Genomic DNA, 24,157 nt, shown 5'->3' with positions numbered 1-24,157 from the left:
ATATAGACACTTTAAATGGGTTCTAACAAAAGAATTTCGTATAACGTGTATTATGTTAATTTTAGAAATAATTAAAAGTTTGGAAATACTAGTGAAATGCAACTTATAGAAATAGAGCCTTATTTTTGGGAACTATATGAGGATAGCGAAAATATATACCTCAATGTTTGTATAAATATGAGTGCAGTTTCTTGGGCGAAAACTATCTGCCTAGATAAACAAACGATTCAGCAATATCAGACTCAAGGAAAAGGTTTTATTGATGACTTAGCTAAAAGAATTGAAAGCAGCCAATTTAGAAAAGATTATGAAAGATTTTATTCATTTCCAGATGCCTCCGCAGAACAAAAAGAGGGAATGCTTCTAGCATTTAATGAATATAGGGCTAAGCAAAATTAAAGCCATTTAACATAATGGCGATGATACGAAATTAGAACAATAAACCTCTGTGAAATCAAAGTGTTTTTCAAATCGATGCTAAACTAAAATAGCATGAATCATCATGCTATTTTGTATTTATAAGAGCCTCCCATGCTGTACCCCATCCCTAAAAAAATCCAACTTGCTCCATCCCAAGCCAAATGGCAGCTTGCATCAAATGAATCTGTTTTGGTTTTAGTGGGATTACAAAATTTAAGGATGATGGTAGGCATACAAGAAAGCGACCTAATGAGTCATCTGATCCAGATCAGCAATAAAGCCAAAGCACTCGATATTCCGATTGTTGACTTATATGGTGATGACCTGATGCAAGGCATGCAGCAATTGGGAGAATATGCCTCAATGCATCCGCAACTGATTTTTGCCGGGCAGGTTACACCGATGCTGAAACAGATTTTGCCGCATCTGATGAGTGTGACGGATCAAATCGGTGTGGTCGATGATGTGATTTTATTGGCGAATCAAGATCAGCATATTCAATGGATCGAAAATATTTCAGCACAGGGGATACATCACTTAAATACCTATAGCCTGACCCGCTTATGGGATTTAAGCGCATCTTCCGAATATGTATTGTCGGCCAAAGGCATTATGTTGGCTGTCGCAGAACAGCTGGATATGGATGCTTTGGAAATTGATCCCTATGTCGACTTAAAAAATTATGGTCTGGATTCGGTAGCGGTGGTGAGTCTAGTCGGTATATGGCGTGCACATGGTGCCAATATCCGTTATGAAGATGTGCTAAAACATCCGTCTTTGCACGAATTGGCAAGCTTCATTTTAAAATCCTCAGGTTGATGCGCTGCGATTGAGCAATTTTATGCGCTAAATCGGAAATTTCATCGTCATTTACATAAATGCGCATTGTAATTATTGGCTAAGCTTTCTATCATTGCCGCCTTGTTTTTCACGATCAGCCTGGGATTGAACTTTGAGTAATTTTCTAACCGAACATCTGATACATCGTGATGACGATTTCATGGTCATCCACAAACCTGCAGGTTTACTCACAGTTCCCGGTAAAACAGAAGACTTACAAGATTGCCTGATCAACCGTCTGGTCAAATTAGAACCCAAAACTTTACTGATTCATCGACTGGATCGCGATACATCCGGTATTTTGGCCTTTGGTCTGAGCAAATGGGGACAAAAAACCATTTCCCGCCAGTTTCAGGAACGCCAGACTGATAAAACCTATCAGGCTATGGTTGCCGGTACACTCGAAGGTGAAGGCACTATTGAAGTGCCAGTGGTGTATGATCCAAGCCGTCCCCCCTTACATATCGCAGATCCCGCACATAATAAGCCGGCCATCACGCATTGGCAGGCGATCGAACATTTTAATATTCAGGGACAGCCCGTGACTCGGGTGAAACTGACCCCAATTACCGGCCGTTCACATCAGCTACGGGTGCATATGCAATATCTCGGACATCCGATTATTGGCGATACCTTATATGCGACATCCGAACAGCAACAGCTCAGCTCGCGTTTATGTTTACACGCGGAACGTTTGAGTTTTTATCATCCTCAAACAGAGCAGTTGGTCGAATTTTATTGTCCGGCGCCGTTCTAGGAAATACTTCTTTAATCGGCGTGAATTATGCTCACTTTTTAGTGGGCTTTATGTCAAAATACATTGCTTGAAGGTGTGGAATTTTGCTCCAATGACGTTTCGTGATTGAGCCTAATATTCATAATCTTGTACTTAAGATAAAGGTGGAAAAATTGCAGCAATTTGCTATTGGTCAACGTTGGTTATCAGATACTGAAACAGAACTCGGTTTAGGCGTTCTTATTGATGTTGATGAGCGGTCGGTCAGCATTTTATTCCCGAAAAGCGATGAAACCCGCGTCTATGCACGCAGCAATGCACCCTTATCTCGTATCGTATTTAATGTGAAAGATGAATTACAGGATCAGGAAGGGACCAAGTGGATTGTAGAATCCGTTGAAGACCGCAATGGCGTGGTGCGTTATCATGTCGTTCGTACCTTGGAAGATGGAACTGAAGAACGTAAATCGCTGAATGAAACCCGTATTGGTGCGACCATCCAGCTGTCTAAGCCTCTAGACCGTTTATTGGCCAGTCAGGTTGATTATAAAGAATGGTATGACCTGCGTATTGAAGCACTGCTGATGCAGGCCAATATGCAAAGCAGTCCACTGCGTGGTCTGGTGGGTTCACGTGTCGGTCTGATTCCGCATCAGCTTTATATTGCGCATGAAGTTGGTCAGCGTTTTGCACCGCGTGTATTACTGGCCGATGAAGTGGGTCTGGGTAAAACTATTGAAGCGGGTCTGATCATCCATCAACAGCTGAAAACTGGCCGTTCTGAACGTATCCTGATTTTAGTGCCGGATTCACTGCAATATCAGTGGATGATCGAGATGCGCCGTCGTTTCAATCTTGAGTTCTCGCTGTTTGATTTGACTCGTACGGCATCGATCAAAGAACATGATCCTGAACAGAACCCATTCCTGACCGAACAAAAAATTATTGCCTCTGTCGATTTGATGGTCGACCATGAAGATCTGCGTGAACAGGCACTTGAAGCAGGTTTCGATTTGTTGGTGGTCGATGAAGCGCATCATTTGATGTGGAGTGAAGAAGATGGTGGTAATGACCGTTATGATCTGGTCGAAGAGCTGGCTGAACATACGCCGGGCGTGTTGTTATTGACGGCAACACCTGAACAGCTCGGTGTGGAAAGTCACTTTGCACGCCTACGTTTGCTTGATCCACAGCGTTTTAACTCGCTGGATCGTTTCCTCGACGAAGAAGCACAGTATCAGCATACAGCTAAAATTGCAGAAGTGCTGATGTCAGACATGCCGCTAGAAGCCGAGCATTTAACTGCGATTGAAGCCTTGTTAGGTCATCCGATTGAAGATCAGCCTGAACAGCGTTTCCGTGCCATTCACGAACTTTTAGACCGTCATGGTACAGGTCGTATCCTGTTCCGTAATACACGTGAAGCCATTCAAGGTTTCCCGGGTCGTGACTGTCAGCCGGCACCATTGCCAGCACCAGAAAACTGGTCGAAAGATGGCAAGTTGCGTGAACAGATGTGGCCTGAAGAGGCGCAGCTCGATGGCGCATGGATGGAAGCCGATCCACGCGTGATGTGGCTGATGGAGCGTTTGCGTACCGATTTAAAACACAAAAAAGTCTTACTGATTGCGCGTAGCGGGCCAGTGGTTGAAGCGCTGGAAAATGTACTGCGCTTACATGCCGGTATTCGTACCGCCATGTTCCATGAAGGCATGAGCTTATTAGAACGTGACCAGGCCGCAGCTTATTTTGCTGAAGATTCGTATGGCGCGCAGATTTTACTCTGCTCGGAAATTGGTTCGGAAGGTCGTAACTTCCAGTTTGCCTCTGACCTGATTCTGTTTGACCTACCTGCGAACCCGGACGTGTTGGAACAGCGTATTGGTCGTCTGGATCGTATCGGTCAGGAAAACCGGATTCAGATTCATGTGCCTTATCTGGTGGGAACTGCACAAGAACGTATGTTCCGCTGGTATAACGAAGCGCTGAATATCTTCAGCAATATTTCTCCAGCTGCACAAACCTTGCAAGAAAATTTTATTGTTCGCTTGAAAGACTGTCTATTGGCAGACAAAGGTCAAGATTTTGAAGACCTGCTGGAAGAAGTTAGCGTGCAACGTGAAGCGCTGGAAGCTGAATTGCAGGAAGGTCGAGACCGTTTGCTTGAATACAACTCTTGCCGTCCGGTGGTGGCACAGGAAATTGTCAACGCGCTTGAAGACTATGATGACAATACCACTTTGCCGATTTTCATGAAGCGCTTTATGGCGTCTACGAATATCGACTTTGACGAGCAAAGTAACGGTACAGTGATCATCAAGCCAACCGATCAAATGCAGGTTCAAGGTTTGACGTTGGATGAAGAAGGGATTACAGCGACTTTCTATCGTGATCAGGCACAAATCCGCGAAGATGCGCAATACCTGACACTGGAACATCCATTCACTGAAAGTGTGATGGAAATGATCAATACGCAAGGCTTTGGTAGCACTAACGTTGCGGTACTAAAATCTGCAGCACTGCCACAGGGTTCGGTATTACTTGAAGTATGGTTCAAGGTCGATGTGGTGGCTCCGAAAGCATTGAACTTGCCGTCTAGCTTGCCGCAACAGTTGATTCGTGTCTTGCTCAGTGAAAAAGGTCAGGATCTATCACAAAAGATTGCACCAGAAATCCTGAAACCGTACTTGCATCATTTAGATGGCAATAGTTGCCGTCAGGTGGTGAAAGCACGTCGTGATGTGATTGAGGCACGTTATCAGCAAGCGCTTGAACTGGCACGCAGTGCATTGCCTGGCTTCAAGCAGCAAGCCAAAGAAGTGTATGGCAATAAATGGCAATATGAAATTGATCGCCTGACCTATCTGAAACAGTTCAATCCAAGTATCCGTGAAGATGAAATTGCACGTTTACAAAAGTTGCAGAAAGAAGGTTTAAGCCTGCTGGATGGTCTATCGGTAACACCGGAAGCAATTCAGGTGATGGTCGTGGTCAAGCCTTAAGCTTTACGCAATAAAAAAATGCAGCTTTCGGGCTGCTTTTTTTATAGGCAAAATCCGGGTTTATTATTTTTTTGGTCGGAGAATGCTGGTCTGTTATTTTCCTCCTGTTTAAAATTAGGCTACTGAATAATAAGAATGACAAAGTATGTCAAAAGCACTGATTACCCTTGGCACAAAGACCAGTCATGGCGGCATGGTGACTGAATGCGAACTCTCTTTTTTGATCAATGGTATTGCCGTACATTTAAATGGCATGAAGCATTATTGTCCCAAATGCCAGACTATGGTCACCGCAATTTCCAGCAATTTGTCTATTACTGTCAAAGGACGGGCAGTGGTCATCGCGGGGGATAAGGCCAGTTGCGGCGCGACTTTTCTACCGATGCAACATTTGACTGTATCGCAGAAATAGACTTTAAATTCTGAAGGAATACAGAGAAATGACTTTGAGGTCATGCTTTGAGCATTTTTGCGCTGCCGAATAAATCTTTAAAGCGGTAAGCTCATCTTACGATTTCAGGATGAATACGCACTGCGTTTAAAAATAATGAAGCAAGCCTTACATTTTACCCATGCCAATGGTATCCCTTCGGCAACTTATCGGAAGTTTCTGGACTGTTTTCAGCAAGACTATGAGGTCAAAGCGATTCCCTTTATCGGCATGAACCCACAATATCCAATTACGCGAGACTGGCCTTATCTGGTCGATGAAGTCATTGCAGATATCGAGCAGCAGTTTCCTCAGCAGCAAGTGATTGGCTTAGGACATTCCTTTGGTGGTCTGGTGACCCTTATGGCGGCGTATCGACGTCCCGAACTGTTTTCCAAGCTGATCATTATGGATCCACCATTTGTGATTGGAAAAAACAGCGCCATGTTTGAACTGATCAAAAAGCTGAATCTAAAAAGTGTCGATCGTTATACACCCGCAGGAATTACGCTAAAACGCAAAGATTATTGGTCATCAAAACAGGTCGCTATTGAAGCACTCCGGTTTAACCGCTTATTTAAAAATTTCGATGAGCAGTGTTTTGCTGATTATATCGAGAGCGGCATTCAGCCAGAACCTGAACGTGGTGGGGTGACGTTAACTATTCCAAAACAGATAGAAGCGGAAATCTTCCGGACTGTGCCAGCCTGGTGGTGGAGAACGCCACGCCGACCGCCTGAAGTGCCGATGCATCTGATGACTGCAGAGCAAAGCCAGTTTTATCAGCAGGGGTTGCCACAAGGGATGCACAAGATTTATCGGATTAATTATTCTGTGGTCGAGGGCGGGCATATGTTCCCGCTTGAGTATCCGGAAGCCACTGCAAAGGCAGTCAAAGCTCAACTCGCACTTTTGTAATCATCATAAAAAAGAGACGCTGATTACGTCTCTTTTTATACTAGTTCATGCAAATCGGAAAATTAGCGCAGCTGAGAATCTTCCAGATGACGTGCACCTTCAAGGATCATCCGGATCATGATCATGGTCTGTTCGGCAATTTCTTTGCGGTCTTCGGCAGGCATATCAATCACATTAGCACCCATGTTGAAGACCAGTTGGGTAATGGCTTTGGCTGCAATATCGGGATGAAATAACTTCTTATTGTTTAGGCGTTCCAGACGAATTAAATCTTCCTGAAGTTCCTGCTGAAAATAATTTAATTGGCGTTCCACCGCCTGTTTATAAGATTTGGAACCGGTATAGCCTTCACGTAATAACAGGCTCAGATTGCCTTCATCGGCATCCAGCTGGGCAATAAAGACTTCTACAGAACTGCGGATAATGCTGTTCTGGCGAGAAGCTTGCAGACGTGCTTCATGCAAAATCTGACGCAATACAATCCCGGCACGATCAATCAGCTCAATGGCCAGTTCATCAATATCTTTAAAATGACGATAGAAGCTGTTCGGTGCAATACCAGCTTCACGCGCGACTTCACGTAGACTTAAAGAGGAAATACTTTTTTGTGGCCCAATCAGATTCAACGCAGCCTGAAACAGTTCTTCCTTGGTAATGGTGGCCTTGCGACCGACACTCCGTACGATAATCGGCTCATCAATGCTTTTCGATTGTAATAAAGATGCGTCACTGCTTATTTTCATTGAAGGCTCGTTCATCGATAGGTTCATGCATGAATCATTTTATTATAACCGAGCCAGTCAAGCTTGTGAAATGATTAGAAACAATACGGTTGTATATACAAATATATATACATGTGTATAATAATTAAAAACCCAAGGTGATGTCACAAACGATGCATGTACTGCAAAAACTTAAAATGCCATTGAATGCACTGTCTGATAGTGTAGTTGATCAGCATGCAATTAATTTCTGGATTCAGAAACTCAATCCTGTATGGTCGTTGAATCAGCCATTAGGCAAGATCGTGCATATAGAAAATGCAGCACAGGATATGCTGAGTCTGAAAATTCAAGTGAATCGCTTATTTAAGTTTGGTGAAGCAGGGCAGCATCATCCGGTCTATGTGGTGGTAAACGGCATCCGTTATGAACGTAGCTATAGTTTGACCCGTGTAGATGCGCAACATGTTTTATTGACCGTGAAAAAAGTCAATGCCGGTAAAGTCAGTACCTGGTTGGCAGAACAGGCACAAGTAGGTGATGTGATCGAATTTGGTCAGCCTTATGGTGATATGACCTTGCCTGTGCAGACGAGTCCATTGATCTTGCTTGCAGCAGGGAGTGGTATTACCCCAATGCTCAGTATGCTGGAAAGCTTGAGCAAAAAAGGTGAACTATCTGCACCGGTCACTCTCTGGTACTGGGTTAAAAAAGATCAGGATGCCGCATTTAAAGCACGGTTTGAAGAGCTTGCTCAGAAACATGCAAATTTCTCATTTCATGTGTATGCCACTCAAGAACAGCCAGCTGCTGCACGTCTGGATGAAACCTATCTGACAGATCTGCAAAATCTGGAAAATAGCATCGTATATTGCTGTGGTCCTTCAGGTTTTGTATCTAAAGCAGAACAGCTTTTTGCTCAGGCAAAACAGTTTAAAGGTGAAGCCTTTAGCATGAGTTTGGCGGATCTATCGGATACCGGCTTTATTAATGTCACCCTGACCCAGTCGAAAAAAATTGTCAGCATTCCAAAAGGCCAATCCATTCTAGTGAGCCTGGAACAGCAAAATATTAAACCGACCCATGGTTGCCGTATGGGCATTTGTAATAAATGTGCCTGCAATAAAGTAGAAGGTTCGACCAAGAATTTGGTCAACGGTGCACAAAATACCGAACCCGGCAACCTGCTCAAAATTTGTATTAACTCAGCGCAGACTGACCTTGTCATCGACTTATAAGCGAGTTTTATCTTATGAATATGCCAGTAAAATTACAGTATTTTAAAAATCCTAAAAACCGTGAATTAACCCAGTTTGAACTTGATGAACTTGCACGTGAGCTCGATGCGATTAAGCAAGAAGTGCTAGATGATCTAGGTGAAAAAGATGCGAAATATATCCGTCGTGTCTATTCAACCATTCGTTACTCATCGATTGCCGGTCGCGCCTTATTGTTTGCAGGCTGGTTCCCGCCAGCATGGTTGCTAGGCACAGGTCTATTAGGCTTTGCCAAAATCATGGAAAACATGGAGTTGGGTCATAACGTCATGCATGGTCAATATGACTGGATGAATGATCCTAAACTCAATGGTCAGACTTATGAATGGGATATTGTAGGGACTTCAGACAACTGGCGTCAAACCCATAACTTTAAGCATCATACTTATACCAATATTAAGGGTATGGATGATGATATCGGTTATGGTCTATTACGCTTGTTCCCGGAACAGCGCTGGAAACCGGGTTATTTATTGCAACCGATTTATGCAGTGCCATTCTGTTTATTGTTCCAGTGGGGTGTTGCGATTCAGAATCTTGAATTGGGTAAATACTTCAAAGGTCGCAAAAGCAAAGAGCAGACCAAAGAAGAATGGCGTCCAATGCAGAGCAAAATTGGTAAACAGTTGTTTAAGGATTATGTATTCTTTCCATTGATAGCAGGTCCTGCGGCTTTACCGGTTTTGACCGGTAATATGGTGGCCAATGGTCTGCGTAATATCTGGACCTTTAGTATTATTTTTTGTGGTCACTTTACCAAAGATGTCGAAGTGTTCCCAAAATCGGTACTTCAAAATGAAAGTCGTGGTCACTGGTATATGCGTCAGATCCGTGGTTCATCTAACCTGACCGGTTCTGAAGCGTTTCATATCTTGACGGGTCATTTAAGTCATCAGATTGAACATCATTTGTATCCTGATGTACCTGCACGTCGCTATCGTCAAATGGCACCGAAAGTTCAGGCTGTTTGTGAAAAATATGGTTTGAACTATAACAATGCCAGTCTGGTTAAGCAGTACGGCAGTGTAATTAAACGTATTGTGAAATATGCATTTCCGTTTAAGAAATAATTTTTCTTAAAGCTAAAAAAACCACTTCAAATGAAGTGGTTTTTTTATTTAAGAGGCTAATACTTCAGGAAGTAGAAGTCCTGATTGCGAAGCTATTTAATATGATTTCAAGGCATAAAGTAAAAAAGTTAATCTGCCATTTATAGTATTGTCTAAAGGTGTTTAGTAGATCAGCCAGATAAAATAGAAAGGACTAATATGGCATCGAATTAGATAAAATATTAATTTTTGGAAGCTGTTTATCATGCCCTTCGAGATAACGTTGATGCGCTAGACTCAACATTTCTTCATCCTCCTCACTATTCCCATAAGCATAAATTTCCGCATAATTATCCAGATTATATTTTTCTAGAATTCTAATTTTCTTTTGTGTGTTACTACAGTCAGGGGTTTGATAAAACCCTGTCATTTTCCCAGCTTTGATTTCAACTTCGCTACAGATTAAATCGATATTTAAATAGCTGCAGACCGGTTTTAAATATAAATCCAGAGATGCGGAAACTAGCACCACTTTATGGTCTAATTCTTGATGTTGCCTAAGCTGTTCTAGTAATTTCGGATTTAACTTAAGCATCAATTGTTGTGCATAGTCTTGAGCCAAATGCAGAATTTCCTCTGCATCACTGTCTTTAAACATGCTGACGTACAACTTGGGACGCATGTGGTGTGCTGGATACAGTTTTAAATAATAAGCCTGAATCCACGGCAGAATTTGCAGGCCGCGTTTCACAATATGCCGTTTTCTCAAGGCGTAGAAAATGAACCCAGTAAAACTGTCATGCAGATACAGGGTTCCATCAAAATCGAATAAGACTAGAGTTTTAGGTTTTTGATTTTGCGCATGCATGTTTGATATCGACCATCGACGCGGGTAGCAAACCAGTTGGTATTATAATCACGACTTAATTTTGGTCCGGAAATAACCACTTCAGGCATGATCGCATAAATAGGGTCTTTACCGGTTTTTTCCTGATAGAGCTTGCTGACACCACGATAAGTCATCGTATCTTCAAAGTCTTTATCTTTTTCTTTCTTTAAATCAGCTCGGATTTGACGTTCAGTGATAATAAAATTATTTTTGGCAAAAACACTGATTAACTCACGCTCAGATTGACTCTTCTGCGAACGGATCGCGCCATCTTTAGTATAGAGCAATAAGTCGCCATCCAGATCAAGTTCGGCTTCAGTTAAATCATTTAACATGCTCTGAAAAGCGGCATTTCGACTGGAATACATGCCCGAGTTATAGTCCGCAAAACGATAAATTGGCTTGTCATAATCCGCCGGATACATCATCAGGCGATGAATCCCATAATACAGACCGCCATATTGACTGTAGAGATCGGTACGTAACTCTGCGATATTGCCGCCTTGGCGTTTATGTTCTTTCGCATAGCTGATATGTACCTGCATTGAACCCAAGGTGGTAATTGGATTCATTTTCTCGCCAATATTCTGGCCGACCAGTTTGGCAGCACCAGTCAGGGCGCTAACATGATAATGCTTTGACATATAATCAAATATTTCACGATATAATTCGTCGAGTTCACGTTCGGTTTTGACCCGGCGCATCTGGCTTAAGTAGTTGTCTTCAGGACTCGGATGGTTCTTGAGAACTTCCTGGAAATATCCTGCAACTGTGCCACCAATTGCTTGACCAAGCTTATCTTTGAATTTTTCATCAAGGCGACCTTGGACTTCCTTAACCGCCTTTTCACCCAAACCCGGAACAGTAGGATCTGCAACAAAGTTAGATTCCTGATCAACCACTGCCACAATCGTACAAACATTTTCCTTGGTCTGAGGAATGCCGAGCTGTTCGGTAATGTCATAAATATCTTGTGCCCAAGACTCACGTTGGTTGACACGGTTTGGAATAGCTTTGCGAATATGTTCAACTTCAAGTGTCGGTTCATCATCTTTTGACCACCATGAACCATTGCCACAACCGGCAAGACCCAGAGAAAGTACAAGTACAGACAATGACTTAAAAGAAAAACAAGAAGCGAAAGTTTTATTCATGGTGTCGTAAATTAATTGAAAAGATGAGCGAATAAGGCAGATGCAGTATACTATGCCCATCAAAAAAGTGATGAATTTATATGTATATTGGTCCATATCAACTGTCAAACAATTTGATTGTCGCTCCCATGGCAGGTGTGACCGATCGTCCGTTTAGAACCTTGTGCAAATACTTTGGTGCAGGCCATGCTGTCAGTGAAATGATGACATCTGACAAAACTTTGCGCATGAGTAAAAAGAGCTTATATCGTGCCAATTTTGATGGAGAGCTGGCACCTATTTCAGCGCAGATTGCTGGTTCAGATCCCCATGATCTGGCTGAAGCGGCACGTTATCAGGTGGCCAATGGTGCGCAAATTGTTGATATTAATATGGGCTGCCCAGCCAAAAAGGTCTGTAACCGACTCGCCGGTTCTGCTTTATTGCAGGATGAAGATCTAGTTGCGCGTATTCTGGATGCAGTTGTGGCTGCAGTTGATGTGCCAGTGACCTTAAAAACCCGTCTTGGTTATTTGAACGGCCAGGAAAATATTATACGGGTCGCCAAACGTGCTGAACAAGCCGGAATTGCGGCACTGGCTTTACATGGCCGTACCCGTGAAGATATGTACCTGAATACCGCGCGTTATTCTTTAATCAAAGACGTAAAGGAAATGTTGAAGATTCCCGTGATTGCTAACGGTGATATCGACAGTCCGGAAAAAGCCAAATATGTGCTGGATTATACTGGTGCAGACGCAATTATGATTGGTCGTGCAGCACAAGGTCGGCCCTGGATTTTTCGTGAAATTGCCCATTATTTGAAAACCGGTCAACATCTTGATGCACCGAGTATTACAGAAGTGAAAGATGTTCTATTGGGACATTTGACAGAATTATACGAGTTCTATGGCGAGTATTCCGGCTGCCGGATTTCCCGTAAACATATTGCCTGGTACACCAAAGGACTGCGTTCTAGTAATGAATTTCGTCAAAGCATGTATCAGGTGGAAAATACGGCTGATCAATATCGTGTGGTAGAGGATTATTTTAATGCACTGCTAGAACATGGTTTAACCATGAATGATGTACAAGTCGAGCAGGTGAATTTACTGGAAACCAAGTAATGGCGGGCAAAATTCAGCGAATCAAGTAATATTTTTTGTGTGAAATCCCTACCTTTTTTATCTTGAGCAGGCTGATTTTTGCATTCTGTTTACACTTCAGCCTGTCTAATACATAGCAGCACAGTTTGTTCACTTAAACTGGACAGGACTTGGACATTGCTTACTCAAGCTTCCTCTATGATGAATCTATCCAGATATAAACCAGATGTGATCCATCTTGTTTATCGTCATCATTGAGGGAGATCTGTAATGACAAATACCAATCGTCCAGTCACAGAGTTTAGCCATAAAACGTCAACGGAATTGTCACAAGAGCGCAGTGAAGGCCTGAATATCAATCCGACTGATACTAACGCGCGTCCAGATTTGAATACACCCGTGAAAGATAATCCTCGTGTTCCAGACATGAATGAAGGTGAGGATAATCTGGCTGCGACCAGTGCCGGTACTTTGGGTGGAGCTGCGGTAGGCGCAGTTGCAGGTCTGGTAGGTGGCCCTCCAGGTGCAGTGGTGGGTGGTATTATCGGTGGTGTTGTTGGCGGTATTGCAGGTAATGACATTGCGACACCTGATCATGAGAAACAGGCAGATAATTACCAGCACCCAGAGAACTTGCCTGAGGCAGATAACTATCGACATCCAGATCATTTGAGAGCAGAAGATAATTACTGGAGAGATGAGTATCATAATCGCCCGTATTTCAATGAAACGCGTAGCACATATGGCGATCTAGATTATGATCGTGATTATCGCGGTGCTTACCGGGTCGGTTATGAAAATCGTCCGATGTATGAGCATGATACGGATTTTGACCGTGCCGAACCTGAACTGCGTACCAAGTGGGAACAGTTAAAAGGTGAGTCTCGCCTCAACTGGGAAGAAGCGAAATTTGCAGTTAAAGATGCCTGGCATCGTGTCACACGCTAATTCTAGATAAATTAAAAACCTCTCCATGTGGAGAGGTTTTTTTATGATTCAAGTATTAAAGATGCTTCATTTCCAGTATGAGCTGGTTAATCAGATCGGAAGCTTCCATTTCACGAATCTGTGCCACGTTCGAACCTGCCCAGAATGCACCATAACCTTGATCCCCATGTTTGGCAGCAGCAGCATGTAATTGCTTGGCCAGATCATAAGTATATGGATAAGCCGGAACATCCAGCCGATCGGGTGTATCCACTTCAATATGCCAGTGGTTAATGATGCCGCGTGCAGGACGACCAGAAATACTGGCACTCACTTGAGTAAGTGGCTTGGAAAATAAGGCTTTACGATAAGCATCATTGGCATTGGAAGATTTACACTGCACAAATGCAGTCCCGAGTTGCACGGCATCTGCGCCGAAATCCATCATTTGGCGGGCTTGTTCACCCATCATAATCCCGCCTGCTGCTACAATCGGCAGGGAAGAATGCTGTTTGATTAGCTTCACCAGATTGGAGGTTTTAACTGAAGCATCAAACTTGGTGCTAAAAATCCCACGATGGCCGCCGGCCTCAATACCCTGTGCAATAATAATGTCGATTCCGGCTGCCTCAATAGCTTTGGCTTCGGCATAATTGGTGGCAGATACCATGGTCAGAATCCCGGCCTGTTTTAAGGCTTGAATCTGATGCGGATGTGGAATCCCAAAATGAAAGCTGACCGCTCGCGGTTTGGTTTCCAATACCAGATTCAGGAAGTCATCATTGTCTTTAAAACTTTGATAAATACACTCCAAATGCTCCGGTGCCTGAGCACCATATTCGGCAAATTTATCCTTAAACTGTGCAATCCATGCCTGTGCTACAGCTTCATCTACAGGCACACTCTCATGACAGAAAAAATTGACCTGAAAAGGGCAATCTGTCAGTTCCTGAGTCTTTAAAATCTGTTCTCGTGCAGCCTCAATACTGCTGGCCCCCAGACCCAGTGAGCCCAAGCCGCCCTGATTGGACACTTCGGCAGCAAGCTCAGGTGTAGAGACACCTGCCATCGGTGCCAAGAAAATAGGGTGTTTAATTCCGAGATTTTCTAATAAAGACATAGATTTGCTCCTTGTTATGCTTTTACTTTGCCTTTGAGCACAAAATTAAGCAAATCATATTGGTTATTTTATTTTGAAATACTGCAGCATGGGTTACGTGTTATTTACATTTCTTGCGACACGCTACGTCGCCAAAAAGATAGAACTTTTATTAGCCTAGAATTGAACACTTTATAATAGCCTTTTGGTCACATATTCTCTGAGCTCATGTCTGATCGTATCCGTGAAAAACTGCAAATTTTAGCCGATGCTGCCAAGTATGATGTGTCGTGCTCATCCAGCGGTAGCAACCGTAAAAATAAAGACAAGGGTGTGGGCAATACCGGGAATGGCATCTGTCATAGTTATACCGAAGATGGCCGCTGTGTTTCCTTGCTGAAAATTCTGTTCTCTAATGTCTGTATTTTTGACTGTTCCTATTGTGTTTCGCGCCGTTCCAATGACGTCCAGCGTGCAGCATTTACCGTGCAGGAAGTCGTGGATTTGACCATGAATTTTTATCGGCGTAATTATATTGAGGGTCTGTTTCTCAGTTCGGGAATTTTTAAATCGGCCGATCACACCATGGAACGGATGCTACAGGTGGTCAAAAAACTTAGACTCGAAGAAAACTTTAATGGCTATATCCATCTGAAAACTATTCCGGGTGCATCACAGGAGATCATTACCGAAGCCGGACTGTATGTCGATCGTATGAGTATTAATCTGGAAATGCCGACGGAGGCGGGACTGCAAAAATTTGCGCCTGAGAAAACCCATGCCGAAGTACAAAAAGACTTGGGCATTGTGCGCGACCGGTTGATCCAGCTCAAAGATGAACGCAAGCTGATCAAGTCCGTTCCAAAATTTGTACCTGCCGGACAAACTACACAAATGGTGGTGGGCGCGCATAGTGAAACCGATCAGGACATTATTTTAATGGCTGACCGGCATTACAAGGAATTTAAGCTGAAGCGGGTGTATTTCTCTGGCTATATCCCGATTAATCCTGAAGATAAAGCCTTACCTGCTATCGGCTCAGCACCGCCATTATTAAGAGAAAACCGTCTGTATCAATCTGACTGGCTGATGCGTTTTTATGGCTTTGCTGCTGATGAAATTGTTGATGATCAGCATCCGAATCTGGAGCTGGAGATTGATCCTAAACTCAGTTGGGCCTTGCGTCATTCTGAAGCCTTTCCAGTCGATATTAACCGTGCCGACTATAAAATGATTCTACGGGTACCCGGCATAGGCGTGCGTTCTGCCCAGAAAATTGTACAGGCACGCCGTTTTGGACAGATTCATATTGACCAGCTAAGGCGCATGGGCGTGGCTTATAACCGGGCGCAGCATTTTATTCGCTGTGCGGATACACCGAAATTTAAGAAAGATCAGCACGCCCATCAGATTCGCCAGCAAATTTTGATGTCAGGACAATCCAAATATCAGCAGCAACTTTCACCTCAATTAGGATTTGGTTTCTAGTGGCAAGTTACTGTTTTGATGGCAGCATGACTGGTCTGCTCAGTTGTGTATTTCGTGCTTTCGAGTTTAAAGAATTTAACGTGATAGTGACGGCCAATCCTCAAGCACAAACAGGTTTATTTGATGAATTTATCCATGTGGCCTCTAATGATCAGCATGGGCAGCGGGTGTGGCAGGGATTAAAGCAGAAAGTATCTTCCAGTAGTTTGCGTGCTTTTTACTATACCTTTTTGTCAGAGCAGGAAGCAGCGTTCCAGACTCTTTTTGATTTTGCAGTCTATGTCTTTCAAAACCAGCGTCCAGTCGATAAAGATTATGGTCATGCTGCGGTGATCGGCATGTCGCAATGGGCCAAGCAAGTGGGGCGGGAAAAGCATCGTATGGAGGCTTTTGTACGCTTTAAAAAAGCCAAAGATGGTTTGTTTCTGAGTCTGGTCAGACCGGATTTTAATGTCTTGCCGATTATTTCCCGACATTTTCAGGAGCGTTATCAGGATCAAAGCTGGCTGATTTATGACGAGCAGCGTAATTACGGTATTTATTATGATTTAAGGCAGATGCATCAGGTCGAGATGAACGCTGAAATAATCGATCCACAAATCCGGATTGGTCATAGTCAATCATTCAGTATTGAACTGGATGATCAAGAGCTGCTATATGATCAGCTCTGGAAAGACTATTTTAACAGTGTGAATATTCAGGCGCGCAAGAACATGAAATTGCATATTCAATATGTGCCAAAGCGCTACTGGCGTTATATGAATGAGAAATTACTTTAAACAGTACATCAAGCTGCTTTCAGGCATAATAAGCATTGGTATATTTAAATTGAGTGTATAAACATGAAGGTATGGCTAACGTCATTAGCGCTGCTCACTGGATTAACTGCATGTTCGGAACAACCACAAAAACCGGTCGTAGATCCAGCCAAATATCAGGTTCAGACCGCACAGGAACTGCAGCAACGTTTTGATGCACTCAATGTCCAGTTAGCCCAAGACTTTCAGAAATTTAAGAAAGTCGAAAGCATTGCTTTCGCACACCAGTTTCCTTTAGATGTCAATAATCTGCAAAGCTTGAACCAGCATCTCGTTAGCAGTACCGCATTAAAACCTAGTAAAATCGCCTATTGCGATATGATGAATAGTTATTTTGCCGATATGTTCCGTTTGGGACATTACAATCTGGAACTGGTCGATGACATTAAATTGCCCAATGCCAAGAATGAAAATTTAAAAGCTAATTTCTCTGATGCTGATCATTTTTATACCTTTATTCTGGATCGTTATACGACTTATCGTCAGGTTCAGCAGACCATGGGTTATGGCTGTAATTTAAAAGCTGCGCTGTAAATCCTAAAGCCAGAAAAAAGCCCATCACAGATGGGCTTTTTTGATTTTAAGCATTAGCAACCGGTCAGTTTTTCAGGCTGCGGTTTTTCATTCGGGAAGAAAATCGGACGAAGTTTTACCCCGATCCCATTACCAATAAAAGCGAAGACCAGCCATAACCAGCCATGCAGACTACCCGACGCAATTCCACTGAAATATGCACCGATATTACAACCGTAGGCCAGGCGTGCGCCATAGCCCAGCATTATGCCACCTATAACAGCAGCAATCAGTGAACGTTTTGGAATATTGAAATTCGGCGCAAATTTACCTGCCAAACTTGCTGCCAACAAAGCACCCAGCATGATACCGAAGTTCATCATTGAGGTAATATCAAACCATAATGATTCTGCCAGTGCTTTGGCATTGCCTGCTTTTTGCCAATAATCCCAAGAAGCTACATCAACACCCACAAGCGTAGCACCTTTGGCACCCCAAACTGCCAGCGCAGAGGTTACGCCCCAAGGACGACCTGCGAGTGCCAGCGTAGCAAAGTTGAGCAAGGTCAGAATAATACCGCCCCAAATCAAAGGCCATGGACCACGAACAAAGCGCTTCCAGCCCTGATATTCACTGCGTGGCTCAATTTCCAGGCTGCCATGACGTTTCTTTTCGAAATAAACTGTTGCTGCAGCAATGATGGCAAAAACGATAAAGCTCAACAGTAATCCAGGGAGAACGCCTAAACTTTCTACCAGTGAAATCGGTTCAAGATGTGGCAGGGCAAACCACCAGTCAAGGTGCGAGGTCGCAATCACAGACCCGATACAGAAGAACAAGAGCGTCACCAGCATACGTGCGCTACCGCCACCTACAGTATACAACGTACCTGATGCACAGCCGCCACCAAGTTGCATGCCGATACCGAAAATAAAGGCACCAATCATGACTGACATGGAAACAGGATTAACGTTACCTTTAACTGGGTTGCCGAATAATTTACCTGCACCTAAAGCCGGGAAAAACAGCAGGACCGCCAGAGCGAGCATAATCATTTGTGCACGTAAACCACGGCCGCGACGTTCCTTGATAAAGACACGCCAGCTCGAAGTAAAACCAAATGAAGCATGGTACAGGGTCATGCCCAGTGCACCACCAATCAAGAATAATAGAGCCTGATTTAAGCCTACGATTTGATAGGCACCGATTGTACCTATGATAAGCAAGATAAAAGCTGCCCAGACCGAAATATTCGACCGTTGGGAAGCAGCAACAATGACTGACATGGGAGATTAAATTATTAAAAATAAAGGCTGGTATTCTACTGAATTTCAGTTTAAATGCAGCCCGTTTTGCCGAGTGAATCACAATTAAGTCATTCTAATACTTGATAAGTTCTATCAGTTTATCTGATTTTGTCGACTCATTTAGATAAAAAATGATCCCATCAAGAATTAATGCAATTTCAATTTAGATCATTCGCTATTTAAAATCATCTCTAATAAAAAAGCCTGCAATCGCAGGCTTTTAAACATCAAACTGAATGCTAAAATCAGTTTTCAGCTTTTTCCCGAACGTCTCCCGCACCTTCTTCAACTGCCGCAGCAGTTGCTGCAGTTGCTTTACGTGCTGCTTCCGCAGTGGCATCTGCTGCTCTAGACGTTGCAGCAGCTGCTTCGTCCGCTGCCTGAGCAGTATTTTCTGCGGCATTATCCATTGCTCGTTCGGTTTCTACCGCAGCCTCACGGCTGGCATCTTCCATATCATGGCCGGCTTGATTGGCTGCATTTTCTAAATGCTCACCTGTGGTTGCGCCGGTTTCAGGCGCTTCTTCTTTACTACAGCCGACTAAGGCAACAGTGGTCGCCAAACCTAAAGCAATCAGTAATTTATTCATCGAGTAATATCCTTTTGTTGTTGTAGAGCTGCAATCTAATTTAGCAGCCATTTATTTAGATTTATGCTAGCAAATAGATCAACATTTGTTGATTAACTGTAACTTTTTTCGATACTTATACTGTAATGGCACAGCCGGAAGTTGTTTTAAGTTTCATGGAATAGTGATATTCACAGAGAGGGGAGTTTCAAAAGTATCATTCAAAAGTCAGGTTATAGTATGAAGCTTGGTATTTAAATATTTGTCATCAGGACCTAGAGATAATTCTAAAAATGAAAAAATAAAAGACATAAAAAAAGCCCGCATGATGCAGGCTTTTTTAAAGAAAAACTTATAGACCAGCAGAGGCTTTAAGCGCTTCCACTTTGTCAGTTTTTTCCCAGGTAAATGCAGTATCAGAACCTTCACGACCGAAGTGACCATAAGCAGCAGTTTGCTTATACATCGGCTGGATCAGGTCAAGCATACGGGTAATGCCATATGGACGTAAGTCGAAATGTTCACGAACCAGTGCAATAATCAATTCTTCAGAGACTTTTGCAGTATTGAAGGTATTGATTGAAATTGAAGTTGGCTCAGCAACACCAATTGCATAAGACACCTGAATTTCACACTTGTCAGCCAGGCCAGCAGCAACGATATTTTTCGCCACATAACGACCTGCGTACGCAGCAGAACGGTCAACTTTAGAGGGATCTTTACCAGAGAAAGCACCACCGCCGTGACGTGCCATACCGCCGTAGGTATCTACGATAATTTTACGGCCAGTTAAACCACAGTCACCTACAGGACCACCGATCACAAACATACCCGTTGGGTTGATGTGGAATTTGGTGTCTGCATGGAACATGTCAGCAGGAATGATTTTTTTCACGATTTCTTCAATCACAGCTTCTTTCAGGTTCGCTTGAGTGATTTCAGGATCATGTTGAGTCGAAAGAACGACAGCATCTAAACGAACTGGTACGCCATTTTCATAAGCAAAAGTTACCTGACTTTTTGCATCTGGGCGTAACCATGGCAAGGTGCCATTACGGCGTAATTCAGCCTGCTTTTCCATTAAGCGATGCGCATATGAAATCGGTGCAGGCATTAATACATCAGTTTCGCGGCTTGCATAACCGAACATTAAACCTTGGTCGCCGGCACCCTGATCTTCAGGTTTCTGGCGGTCTACACCCTGAGCAATTTCAGGTGACTGTTTACCAATCATGTTGATCACGGCACAGGTTGAACCATCAAAACCAAGATCAGAATGGTGATAACCAATTCCGTTTACGGTATGACGTACAATTGCCTCAAAATCAACATTTGCTGTCGTTGTGATTTCACCGGCAAGTACAACCGCACCTGTTTTTACAAGCGTTTCACAAGCAACCCGTGCATATGGGTCTTCTTTTAAGATTGCATCCAAAATAGCGTCACTGATTTGGTCAGCCATTTTATCTGGATGGCCTTCGCTTACAGATTCCGAAGTAAATACAGCGTACTCGCGCATAGTCCTATCACAGTTAATTTTAAAGACCCGATATGTTACATCGAGTTGCGCTCTAGGACTAGCTTAACACGACAAAATTGGTCGAAATTGTTTCAAATTATTGTGTTTTTAATTGATTAATAGAATTAAAAAAATTGATATATCTATTTAGACAGCATTATTGATTGGGGAATATGAAGCAACAATATTTTAATCCGTCAGACTGTCAGAAAATTAAATGCTTAGATTTCCGATTAAATCTTAAAAAAATAGACGATAGAAAAAATACAAAGCTCAAAATTCAAAATTTACTTAAGCAAGTGATCATTACATCAATAAAGCAGATTCAGGCTGTGCGCCTTGCGACCAAATGTCTTGTTGATGTTCGGGTATATCTTCATATTAGCGCTAAGTCTTCCACATTAGCTGGTTAGGAATGGCGACATCTTTTGCTATGGACTTCTTGGAGCAAGACTGTAAGGAGATCAGAAATCATGTATCAAAAGGCATTTACCCTGATTGAAGTGCTGATCGTGCTCATCATTATCGCGATTTTAGTGACGATGGCTTTTATGAGTTATCAAGCTTATGTCGTGCGTAATCAATTGGCCGAAGTGTTTGAACAGGCTGGAGCATATCGAACCCAGTTTATTGCTTCGGATCAGCACTGTGATGCCGGACGCCAGATTGGTGGGCATGGTCAATATATCGAAAAAGTCATTATTAATGCCGCTTGCCGGATAGAGTTCAAGATACGAGAGCAGGGAGTCGATATGGCCATTCGCGGGAAATCAGTCGCTTTTGATGTTCATAGTGGCAAATGTTATTCCACTGATATTCAGCAGCGCTATTTGCCTAAAGACTGTCAGGGACATTAAGTCTACCGAAGTTGAAAATTAGCCTAAGCAAATTTGATTTCACCTGTATATCAAACAATCCTGCCAATATTTTATAAAATTTAGTAAAAATTACATTATGAATGGATCAGTGAATTGTATAGATTTTCTTTAAAAATAATGATGTGAGACATATAAAATAGAAATAAAATCAGCATAAATTCAATCCTGTTTATCAGCTTAGAATCCAGATACAGACAAGAAAGTTAATTAGAAAATGCGGGATAATTCAATCTGAAGAACCGAAGCCGAAGAAGAAATGTGGAATAATTGTACGATAAGGCAAGAGACACTCAATAAACTGATAAATATTGTTGGTTAGTCTTTACCCCTCGCTGTTTTTTTAAGACAATAGACAGCAGTTTTGAAAGTCTTTTCATCATTTCCTATTTCTGAATATTTTGGACTCTGATTTATGACAACCCCGCTTAATGAACGTCGTATTGCAAACGCAATTCGTGTATTGGCAATGGATGCTGTGCAAAAAGCAAACTCAGGACATCCAGGTGCTCCAATGGGGATGGCAGATATCGCTGATGTGGTTTGGCGTGAATTCATGAACCATAACCCGACCAACCCGAATTGGGCAAACCGTGACCGTTTTGTATTATCAAATGGCCATGGCTCTATGCTTCAATATGCGCTTCTTCATTTAACGGGCTACGATCTTTCGATTGAAGATCTTAAAGCATTCCGTCAACTTCATTCTAAAACACCTGGTCACCCGGAGTTGGGCTATGCACCAGGGATTGAAACGACGACTGGTCCTTTAGGTCAAGGCATCGCGAATGCTGTCGGTTTTGCACTGGCTGAAAAAACTCTAGCTGCGCAATTCAACAAAGACGACATCCAAGTTGTAGATCACTTCACTTATTGCTTCCTCGGCGATGGCTGTTTGATGGAAGGTGTTTCTCACGAAGCATGTTCTTTGGCGGGTACATTGGGTCTGGGCAAATTGATTGCTTACTATGACGACAATGGCATCTCGATTGATGGCGAAGTGGAAGGCTGGTTCTCTGACGATACAGAACAACGCTTCTTGGCGTACGGCTGGCAAGTGATTAAAGTTGATGGCCACGATGCAGATGCAATCCGTCAGGCAACTGTTGAGGCGAAAGCTGAAACTGCTAAACCAACCATCATTATCTGTAAAACCGTGATTGGTTTGGGTTCACCAAACAAGCAAGGTAAAGAAGACAGTCATGGTGCACCACTCGGTCATGACGAAATCGTCTTGACTCGTGAAGCACTAGGCTGGACTGATGAAGCATTTGTAATTCCTGAAGATGTTTATGCAGCTTGGGATGCGAAAGCCAAAGGTGCTGAATCAGAAGCAGCTTGGAACGAAACATTTGCTGCTTATGCTGCAAAATATCCAACTGAAGCCGCTGAATTTAAACGTCGTTTATCTGGTGAATTACCGGCTGACTTCGTTGCAAAAGCGGATGCCTATATTGCAGAAGTGAATGCCAAAGCTGAAACAATTGCAACGCGTAAAGCCAGCCAAAATGCATTGCAAGCACTTGTTCCATTATTGCCAGAAGTTCTAGGTGGTTCTGCGGATCTTGCAGGTTCTAACCTGACCCTTTGGAAAGGCGCGCAAGGCGTACAGGACAATCCGGCAGGTAACTACGTACACTATGGCGTACGTGAATTCGGTATGACTGCAATCGCGAATGGTGTTGCACTGCATGGCGGGTTCATCCCTTATGTAGCAACATTCCTGATGTTTATGGAATATGCACGTAATGCGGTACGTATGTCTGCATTAATGAAAAAGCGCGTGATCCATGTGTATACGCATGACTCAATTGGTCTGGGTGAAGATGGCCCAACGCATCAACCTGTTGAGCAGATCGCATCCCTTCGTGGTACACCAAACCTAAATACATGGCGCCCATGTGACACCGTTGAAGCAGCAATTTCTTGGAAATCTGCATTAACGCGTGCTGAAGGTCCAACCGCATTGATCTTCTCTCGTCAGAACTTGCCATTCCAAACCCGTACTCAAGCTCAAATTGAGAACGCTGCGAAAGGTGGCTATGTATTGGCTGAAGAAAAAGGCGAATTGAAAGCCATCATCATTGCAACTGGTTCTGAAGTATCTCTGGCAATGGAAGCTTATGCACAGCTTGAAGGCGTGCGTGTCGTGTCTATGCCATGTGCTGAAGAATTCATGAAGCAAGATGCAGCTTATCGTGAAGCGGTTCTTCCATCAAATATTCGTGCACGTGTTGCTGTTGAGGCTGCACATGTTGATTACTGGTGGAAATTTGTAGGTCTTGATGGTCGTGTCATTGGTATGACCACTTATGGTGAATCTGCACCTGCAAAAGATCTGTTCCAGTTCTTCGGGATTACCACTGAAGCAGTGGTTGCAGCTGTAAAAGAGATTACTGCATAATCAACTGATTAGGCGGTTTATTAAAAGGCGCTCCAGTTTTGGGGCGTCTTTTGCTTTTTAGCGTTGTTTTCATGTGGCAACTGTTAGAAAGTTCTCCCATAGTCGAAATGAAAGAG

The 24,157-nt window shown here is 43.1% G+C and carries 22 protein-coding genes; 15 read left to right on the top strand and 7 right to left on the bottom strand.

The annotated features are described in order from the left end of the window. Positions 1-96: 96 nt before the first annotated feature. From PYW33_RS09125 to PYW33_RS09100, 6 genes are all read left to right on the top strand, one after another. Complete coding sequence (locus tag PYW33_RS09125; protein ID WP_004280001.1) at positions 97-399, top strand: hypothetical protein; 303 nt, start codon at positions 97-99, stop codon at positions 397-399. Positions 400-531: 132 nt separating this feature from the next. Further along, complete coding sequence (locus PYW33_RS09120) at positions 532-1,239, top strand: phosphopantetheine-binding protein (RefSeq protein ID WP_004646641.1); 708 nt, start codon at positions 532-534, stop codon at positions 1,237-1,239. Between the two features lie 133 nt (positions 1,240-1,372). Then, the gene (locus PYW33_RS09115; protein WP_004646642.1) at positions 1,373-2,017 is read left to right on the top strand and encodes an RluA family pseudouridine synthase; all 645 of its coding nucleotides are present in this window, start codon (positions 1,373-1,375) and stop codon (positions 2,015-2,017) included. Between the two features lie 143 nt (positions 2,018-2,160). Next, a complete protein-coding gene (gene rapA, locus PYW33_RS09110) occupies positions 2,161-4,998 on the top strand; it encodes an RNA polymerase-associated protein RapA (protein ID WP_016807124.1) in 2,838 nt (945 codons plus the stop codon). A 145-nt stretch (positions 4,999-5,143) separates the two neighbouring features. Continuing rightward, the gene (locus PYW33_RS09105; RefSeq protein ID WP_004646645.1) at positions 5,144-5,410 is read left to right on the top strand and encodes a PAAR domain-containing protein; all 267 of its coding nucleotides are present in this window, start codon (positions 5,144-5,146) and stop codon (positions 5,408-5,410) included. Positions 5,411-5,545: 135 nt separating this feature from the next. Further along, positions 5,546-6,346 (top strand): alpha/beta fold hydrolase, encoded by an 801-nt coding sequence (locus tag PYW33_RS09100; RefSeq protein WP_004646646.1) that lies wholly within the window; start codon positions 5,546-5,548, stop codon positions 6,344-6,346. Positions 6,347-6,408: 62 nt separating this feature from the next. Here PYW33_RS09100 and fabR read toward each other — a convergent pair whose 3' ends face one another. Further along, a complete protein-coding gene (gene fabR, locus PYW33_RS09095; RefSeq protein ID WP_004646648.1) occupies positions 6,409-7,089 on the bottom strand; it encodes an HTH-type transcriptional repressor FabR in 681 nt (226 codons plus the stop codon). Positions 7,090-7,241: 152 nt separating this feature from the next. Here fabR and PYW33_RS09090 point away from each other — a divergent pair, with 152 nt between their 5' ends. After that, a complete protein-coding gene (locus PYW33_RS09090) occupies positions 7,242-8,306 on the top strand; it encodes a flavin reductase family protein (RefSeq protein WP_026055790.1) in 1,065 nt (354 codons plus the stop codon). Between the two features lie 14 nt (positions 8,307-8,320). Continuing rightward, on the top strand, positions 8,321-9,415 hold the full coding sequence (locus PYW33_RS09085; protein WP_004646650.1) for a fatty acid desaturase family protein: 1,095 nt from the start codon (positions 8,321-8,323) through the stop codon (positions 9,413-9,415). A gap of 193 nt (positions 9,416-9,608) precedes the next feature. On the opposite strand, the gene PYW33_RS09080 is transcribed toward PYW33_RS09085, so the two are convergent. Continuing rightward, positions 9,609-10,262, bottom strand: coding sequence for an HAD family hydrolase (locus PYW33_RS09080; RefSeq protein WP_004646651.1), 654 nt, complete (start codon positions 10,260-10,262; stop codon positions 9,609-9,611). Continuing rightward, a complete protein-coding gene (locus tag PYW33_RS09075) occupies positions 10,229-11,437 on the bottom strand; it encodes a DUF1615 family protein (RefSeq protein WP_004646653.1) in 1,209 nt (402 codons plus the stop codon). Before PYW33_RS09075 ends, PYW33_RS09080 begins: the two co-directional genes overlap by 34 nt. Before the next feature lie 80 nt (positions 11,438-11,517). Between PYW33_RS09075 and dusB the strand changes: the two genes are divergently transcribed. Continuing rightward, a complete protein-coding gene (dusB, locus tag PYW33_RS09070; RefSeq protein WP_004646654.1) occupies positions 11,518-12,543 on the top strand; it encodes a tRNA dihydrouridine synthase DusB in 1,026 nt (341 codons plus the stop codon). Positions 12,544-12,792: 249 nt separating this feature from the next. Next, complete coding sequence (locus PYW33_RS09065) at positions 12,793-13,470, top strand: hypothetical protein (RefSeq protein ID WP_004646655.1); 678 nt, start codon at positions 12,793-12,795, stop codon at positions 13,468-13,470. A gap of 55 nt (positions 13,471-13,525) precedes the next feature. Here the strand turns inward: PYW33_RS09065 and PYW33_RS09060 are convergent, their stop codons facing one another. Continuing rightward, positions 13,526-14,569, bottom strand: a complete 1,044-nt coding sequence (locus PYW33_RS09060; RefSeq protein ID WP_004646656.1) for an NAD(P)H-dependent flavin oxidoreductase — start codon at positions 14,567-14,569, stop codon at positions 13,526-13,528. 207 nt (positions 14,570-14,776) lie between these two features. Between PYW33_RS09060 and PYW33_RS09055 the strand changes: the two genes are divergently transcribed. The 3 genes from PYW33_RS09055 to PYW33_RS09045 all read left to right on the top strand — a co-directional run bounded on the left by PYW33_RS09055 (position 14,777) and on the right by PYW33_RS09045 (position 17,388). Continuing rightward, positions 14,777-16,036, top strand: a complete 1,260-nt coding sequence (locus PYW33_RS09055) for a putative DNA modification/repair radical SAM protein (protein WP_004646658.1) — start codon at positions 14,777-14,779, stop codon at positions 16,034-16,036. After that, positions 16,036-16,815, top strand: coding sequence for a TIGR03915 family putative DNA repair protein (locus tag PYW33_RS09050; protein ID WP_004646659.1), 780 nt, complete (start codon positions 16,036-16,038; stop codon positions 16,813-16,815). The genes PYW33_RS09055 and PYW33_RS09050 overlap by 1 nt, the downstream gene beginning before the upstream one ends. A 63-nt stretch (positions 16,816-16,878) precedes the next feature. Then, entirely contained in the window at positions 16,879-17,388 is a 510-nt protein-coding gene (locus PYW33_RS09045; protein ID WP_004646660.1) for a hypothetical protein, read from the top strand. Between the two features lie 53 nt (positions 17,389-17,441). Here the strand turns inward: PYW33_RS09045 and PYW33_RS09040 are convergent, their stop codons facing one another. The 3 genes from PYW33_RS09040 to metK form a co-directional block, all read right to left on the bottom strand. Continuing rightward, positions 17,442-18,653 (bottom strand): YeeE/YedE family protein, encoded by a 1,212-nt coding sequence (locus PYW33_RS09040; protein ID WP_004646661.1) that lies wholly within the window; start codon positions 18,651-18,653, stop codon positions 17,442-17,444. 266 nt (positions 18,654-18,919) lie between these two features. Further along, positions 18,920-19,264 carry a hypothetical protein gene (locus PYW33_RS09035; protein WP_004646662.1) on the bottom strand — a complete coding sequence of 115 codons (345 nt, stop codon included), beginning with the start codon at positions 19,262-19,264 and terminating at the stop codon, positions 18,920-18,922. A gap of 331 nt (positions 19,265-19,595) precedes the next feature. Then, positions 19,596-20,762, bottom strand: a complete 1,167-nt coding sequence (gene metK, locus PYW33_RS09030) for a methionine adenosyltransferase (protein WP_004646663.1) — start codon at positions 20,760-20,762, stop codon at positions 19,596-19,598. 473 nt (positions 20,763-21,235) lie between these two features. Between metK and PYW33_RS09025 the strand changes: the two genes are divergently transcribed. Continuing rightward, entirely contained in the window at positions 21,236-21,619 is a 384-nt protein-coding gene (locus PYW33_RS09025) for a prepilin-type N-terminal cleavage/methylation domain-containing protein (protein WP_004646665.1), read from the top strand. A 433-nt stretch (positions 21,620-22,052) separates the two neighbouring features. Continuing rightward, positions 22,053-24,041: a transketolase gene (gene tkt / locus PYW33_RS09020; RefSeq protein WP_004646666.1), complete on the top strand. Its 1,989-nt coding sequence runs from the start codon at positions 22,053-22,055 to the stop codon at positions 24,039-24,041. Positions 24,042-24,157 lie beyond the last annotated feature (116 nt).

Source organism: Acinetobacter lwoffii (assembly GCF_029024105.1).
GTDB lineage: Bacteria > Pseudomonadota > Gammaproteobacteria > Pseudomonadales > Moraxellaceae > Acinetobacter > Acinetobacter lwoffii.
This window is presented reverse-complemented; position numbering and strand designations above follow the sequence as displayed.

What these genes read in the sequence shown, in the direction of transcription:
- PYW33_RS09125 (WP_004280001.1), top strand. Translation starts at nt 97, where the DNA reads ATGCAACTTATAGAAATAGAGCCTTATTTTTGGGAACTATATGAGGAT.
- PYW33_RS09120 (WP_004646641.1), top strand. Translation starts at nt 532, where the DNA reads ATGCTGTACCCCATCCCTAAAAAAATCCAACTTGCTCCATCCCAAGCC.
- PYW33_RS09105 (WP_004646645.1), top strand. Translation starts at nt 5,144, where the DNA reads ATGTCAAAAGCACTGATTACCCTTGGCACAAAGACCAGTCATGGCGGC.
- PYW33_RS09100 (WP_004646646.1), top strand. Translation starts at nt 5,546, where the DNA reads ATGAAGCAAGCCTTACATTTTACCCATGCCAATGGTATCCCTTCGGCA.
- fabR (WP_004646648.1), bottom strand. Translation starts at nt 7,089, where the DNA reads ATGAAAATAAGCAGTGACGCATCTTTATTACAATCGAAAAGCATTGAT.
- PYW33_RS09090 (WP_026055790.1), top strand. Translation starts at nt 7,242, where the DNA reads ATGCATGTACTGCAAAAACTTAAAATGCCATTGAATGCACTGTCTGAT.
- PYW33_RS09085 (WP_004646650.1), top strand. Translation starts at nt 8,321, where the DNA reads ATGAATATGCCAGTAAAATTACAGTATTTTAAAAATCCTAAAAACCGT.
- PYW33_RS09080 (WP_004646651.1), bottom strand. Translation starts at nt 10,262, where the DNA reads ATGCATGCGCAAAATCAAAAACCTAAAACTCTAGTCTTATTCGATTTT.
- PYW33_RS09075 (WP_004646653.1), bottom strand. Translation starts at nt 11,437, where the DNA reads ATGAATAAAACTTTCGCTTCTTGTTTTTCTTTTAAGTCATTGTCTGTA.
- dusB (WP_004646654.1), top strand. Translation starts at nt 11,518, where the DNA reads ATGTATATTGGTCCATATCAACTGTCAAACAATTTGATTGTCGCTCCC.
- PYW33_RS09065 (WP_004646655.1), top strand. Translation starts at nt 12,793, where the DNA reads ATGACAAATACCAATCGTCCAGTCACAGAGTTTAGCCATAAAACGTCA.
- PYW33_RS09060 (WP_004646656.1), bottom strand. Translation starts at nt 14,569, where the DNA reads ATGTCTTTATTAGAAAATCTCGGAATTAAACACCCTATTTTCTTGGCA.
- PYW33_RS09055 (WP_004646658.1), top strand. Translation starts at nt 14,777, where the DNA reads ATGTCTGATCGTATCCGTGAAAAACTGCAAATTTTAGCCGATGCTGCC.
- PYW33_RS09045 (WP_004646660.1), top strand. Translation starts at nt 16,879, where the DNA reads ATGAAGGTATGGCTAACGTCATTAGCGCTGCTCACTGGATTAACTGCA.
- PYW33_RS09040 (WP_004646661.1), bottom strand. Translation starts at nt 18,653, where the DNA reads ATGTCAGTCATTGTTGCTGCTTCCCAACGGTCGAATATTTCGGTCTGG.
- PYW33_RS09035 (WP_004646662.1), bottom strand. Translation starts at nt 19,264, where the DNA reads ATGAATAAATTACTGATTGCTTTAGGTTTGGCGACCACTGTTGCCTTA.
- metK (WP_004646663.1), bottom strand. Translation starts at nt 20,762, where the DNA reads ATGCGCGAGTACGCTGTATTTACTTCGGAATCTGTAAGCGAAGGCCAT.
- PYW33_RS09025 (WP_004646665.1), top strand. Translation starts at nt 21,236, where the DNA reads ATGTATCAAAAGGCATTTACCCTGATTGAAGTGCTGATCGTGCTCATC.
- tkt (WP_004646666.1), top strand. Translation starts at nt 22,053, where the DNA reads ATGACAACCCCGCTTAATGAACGTCGTATTGCAAACGCAATTCGTGTA.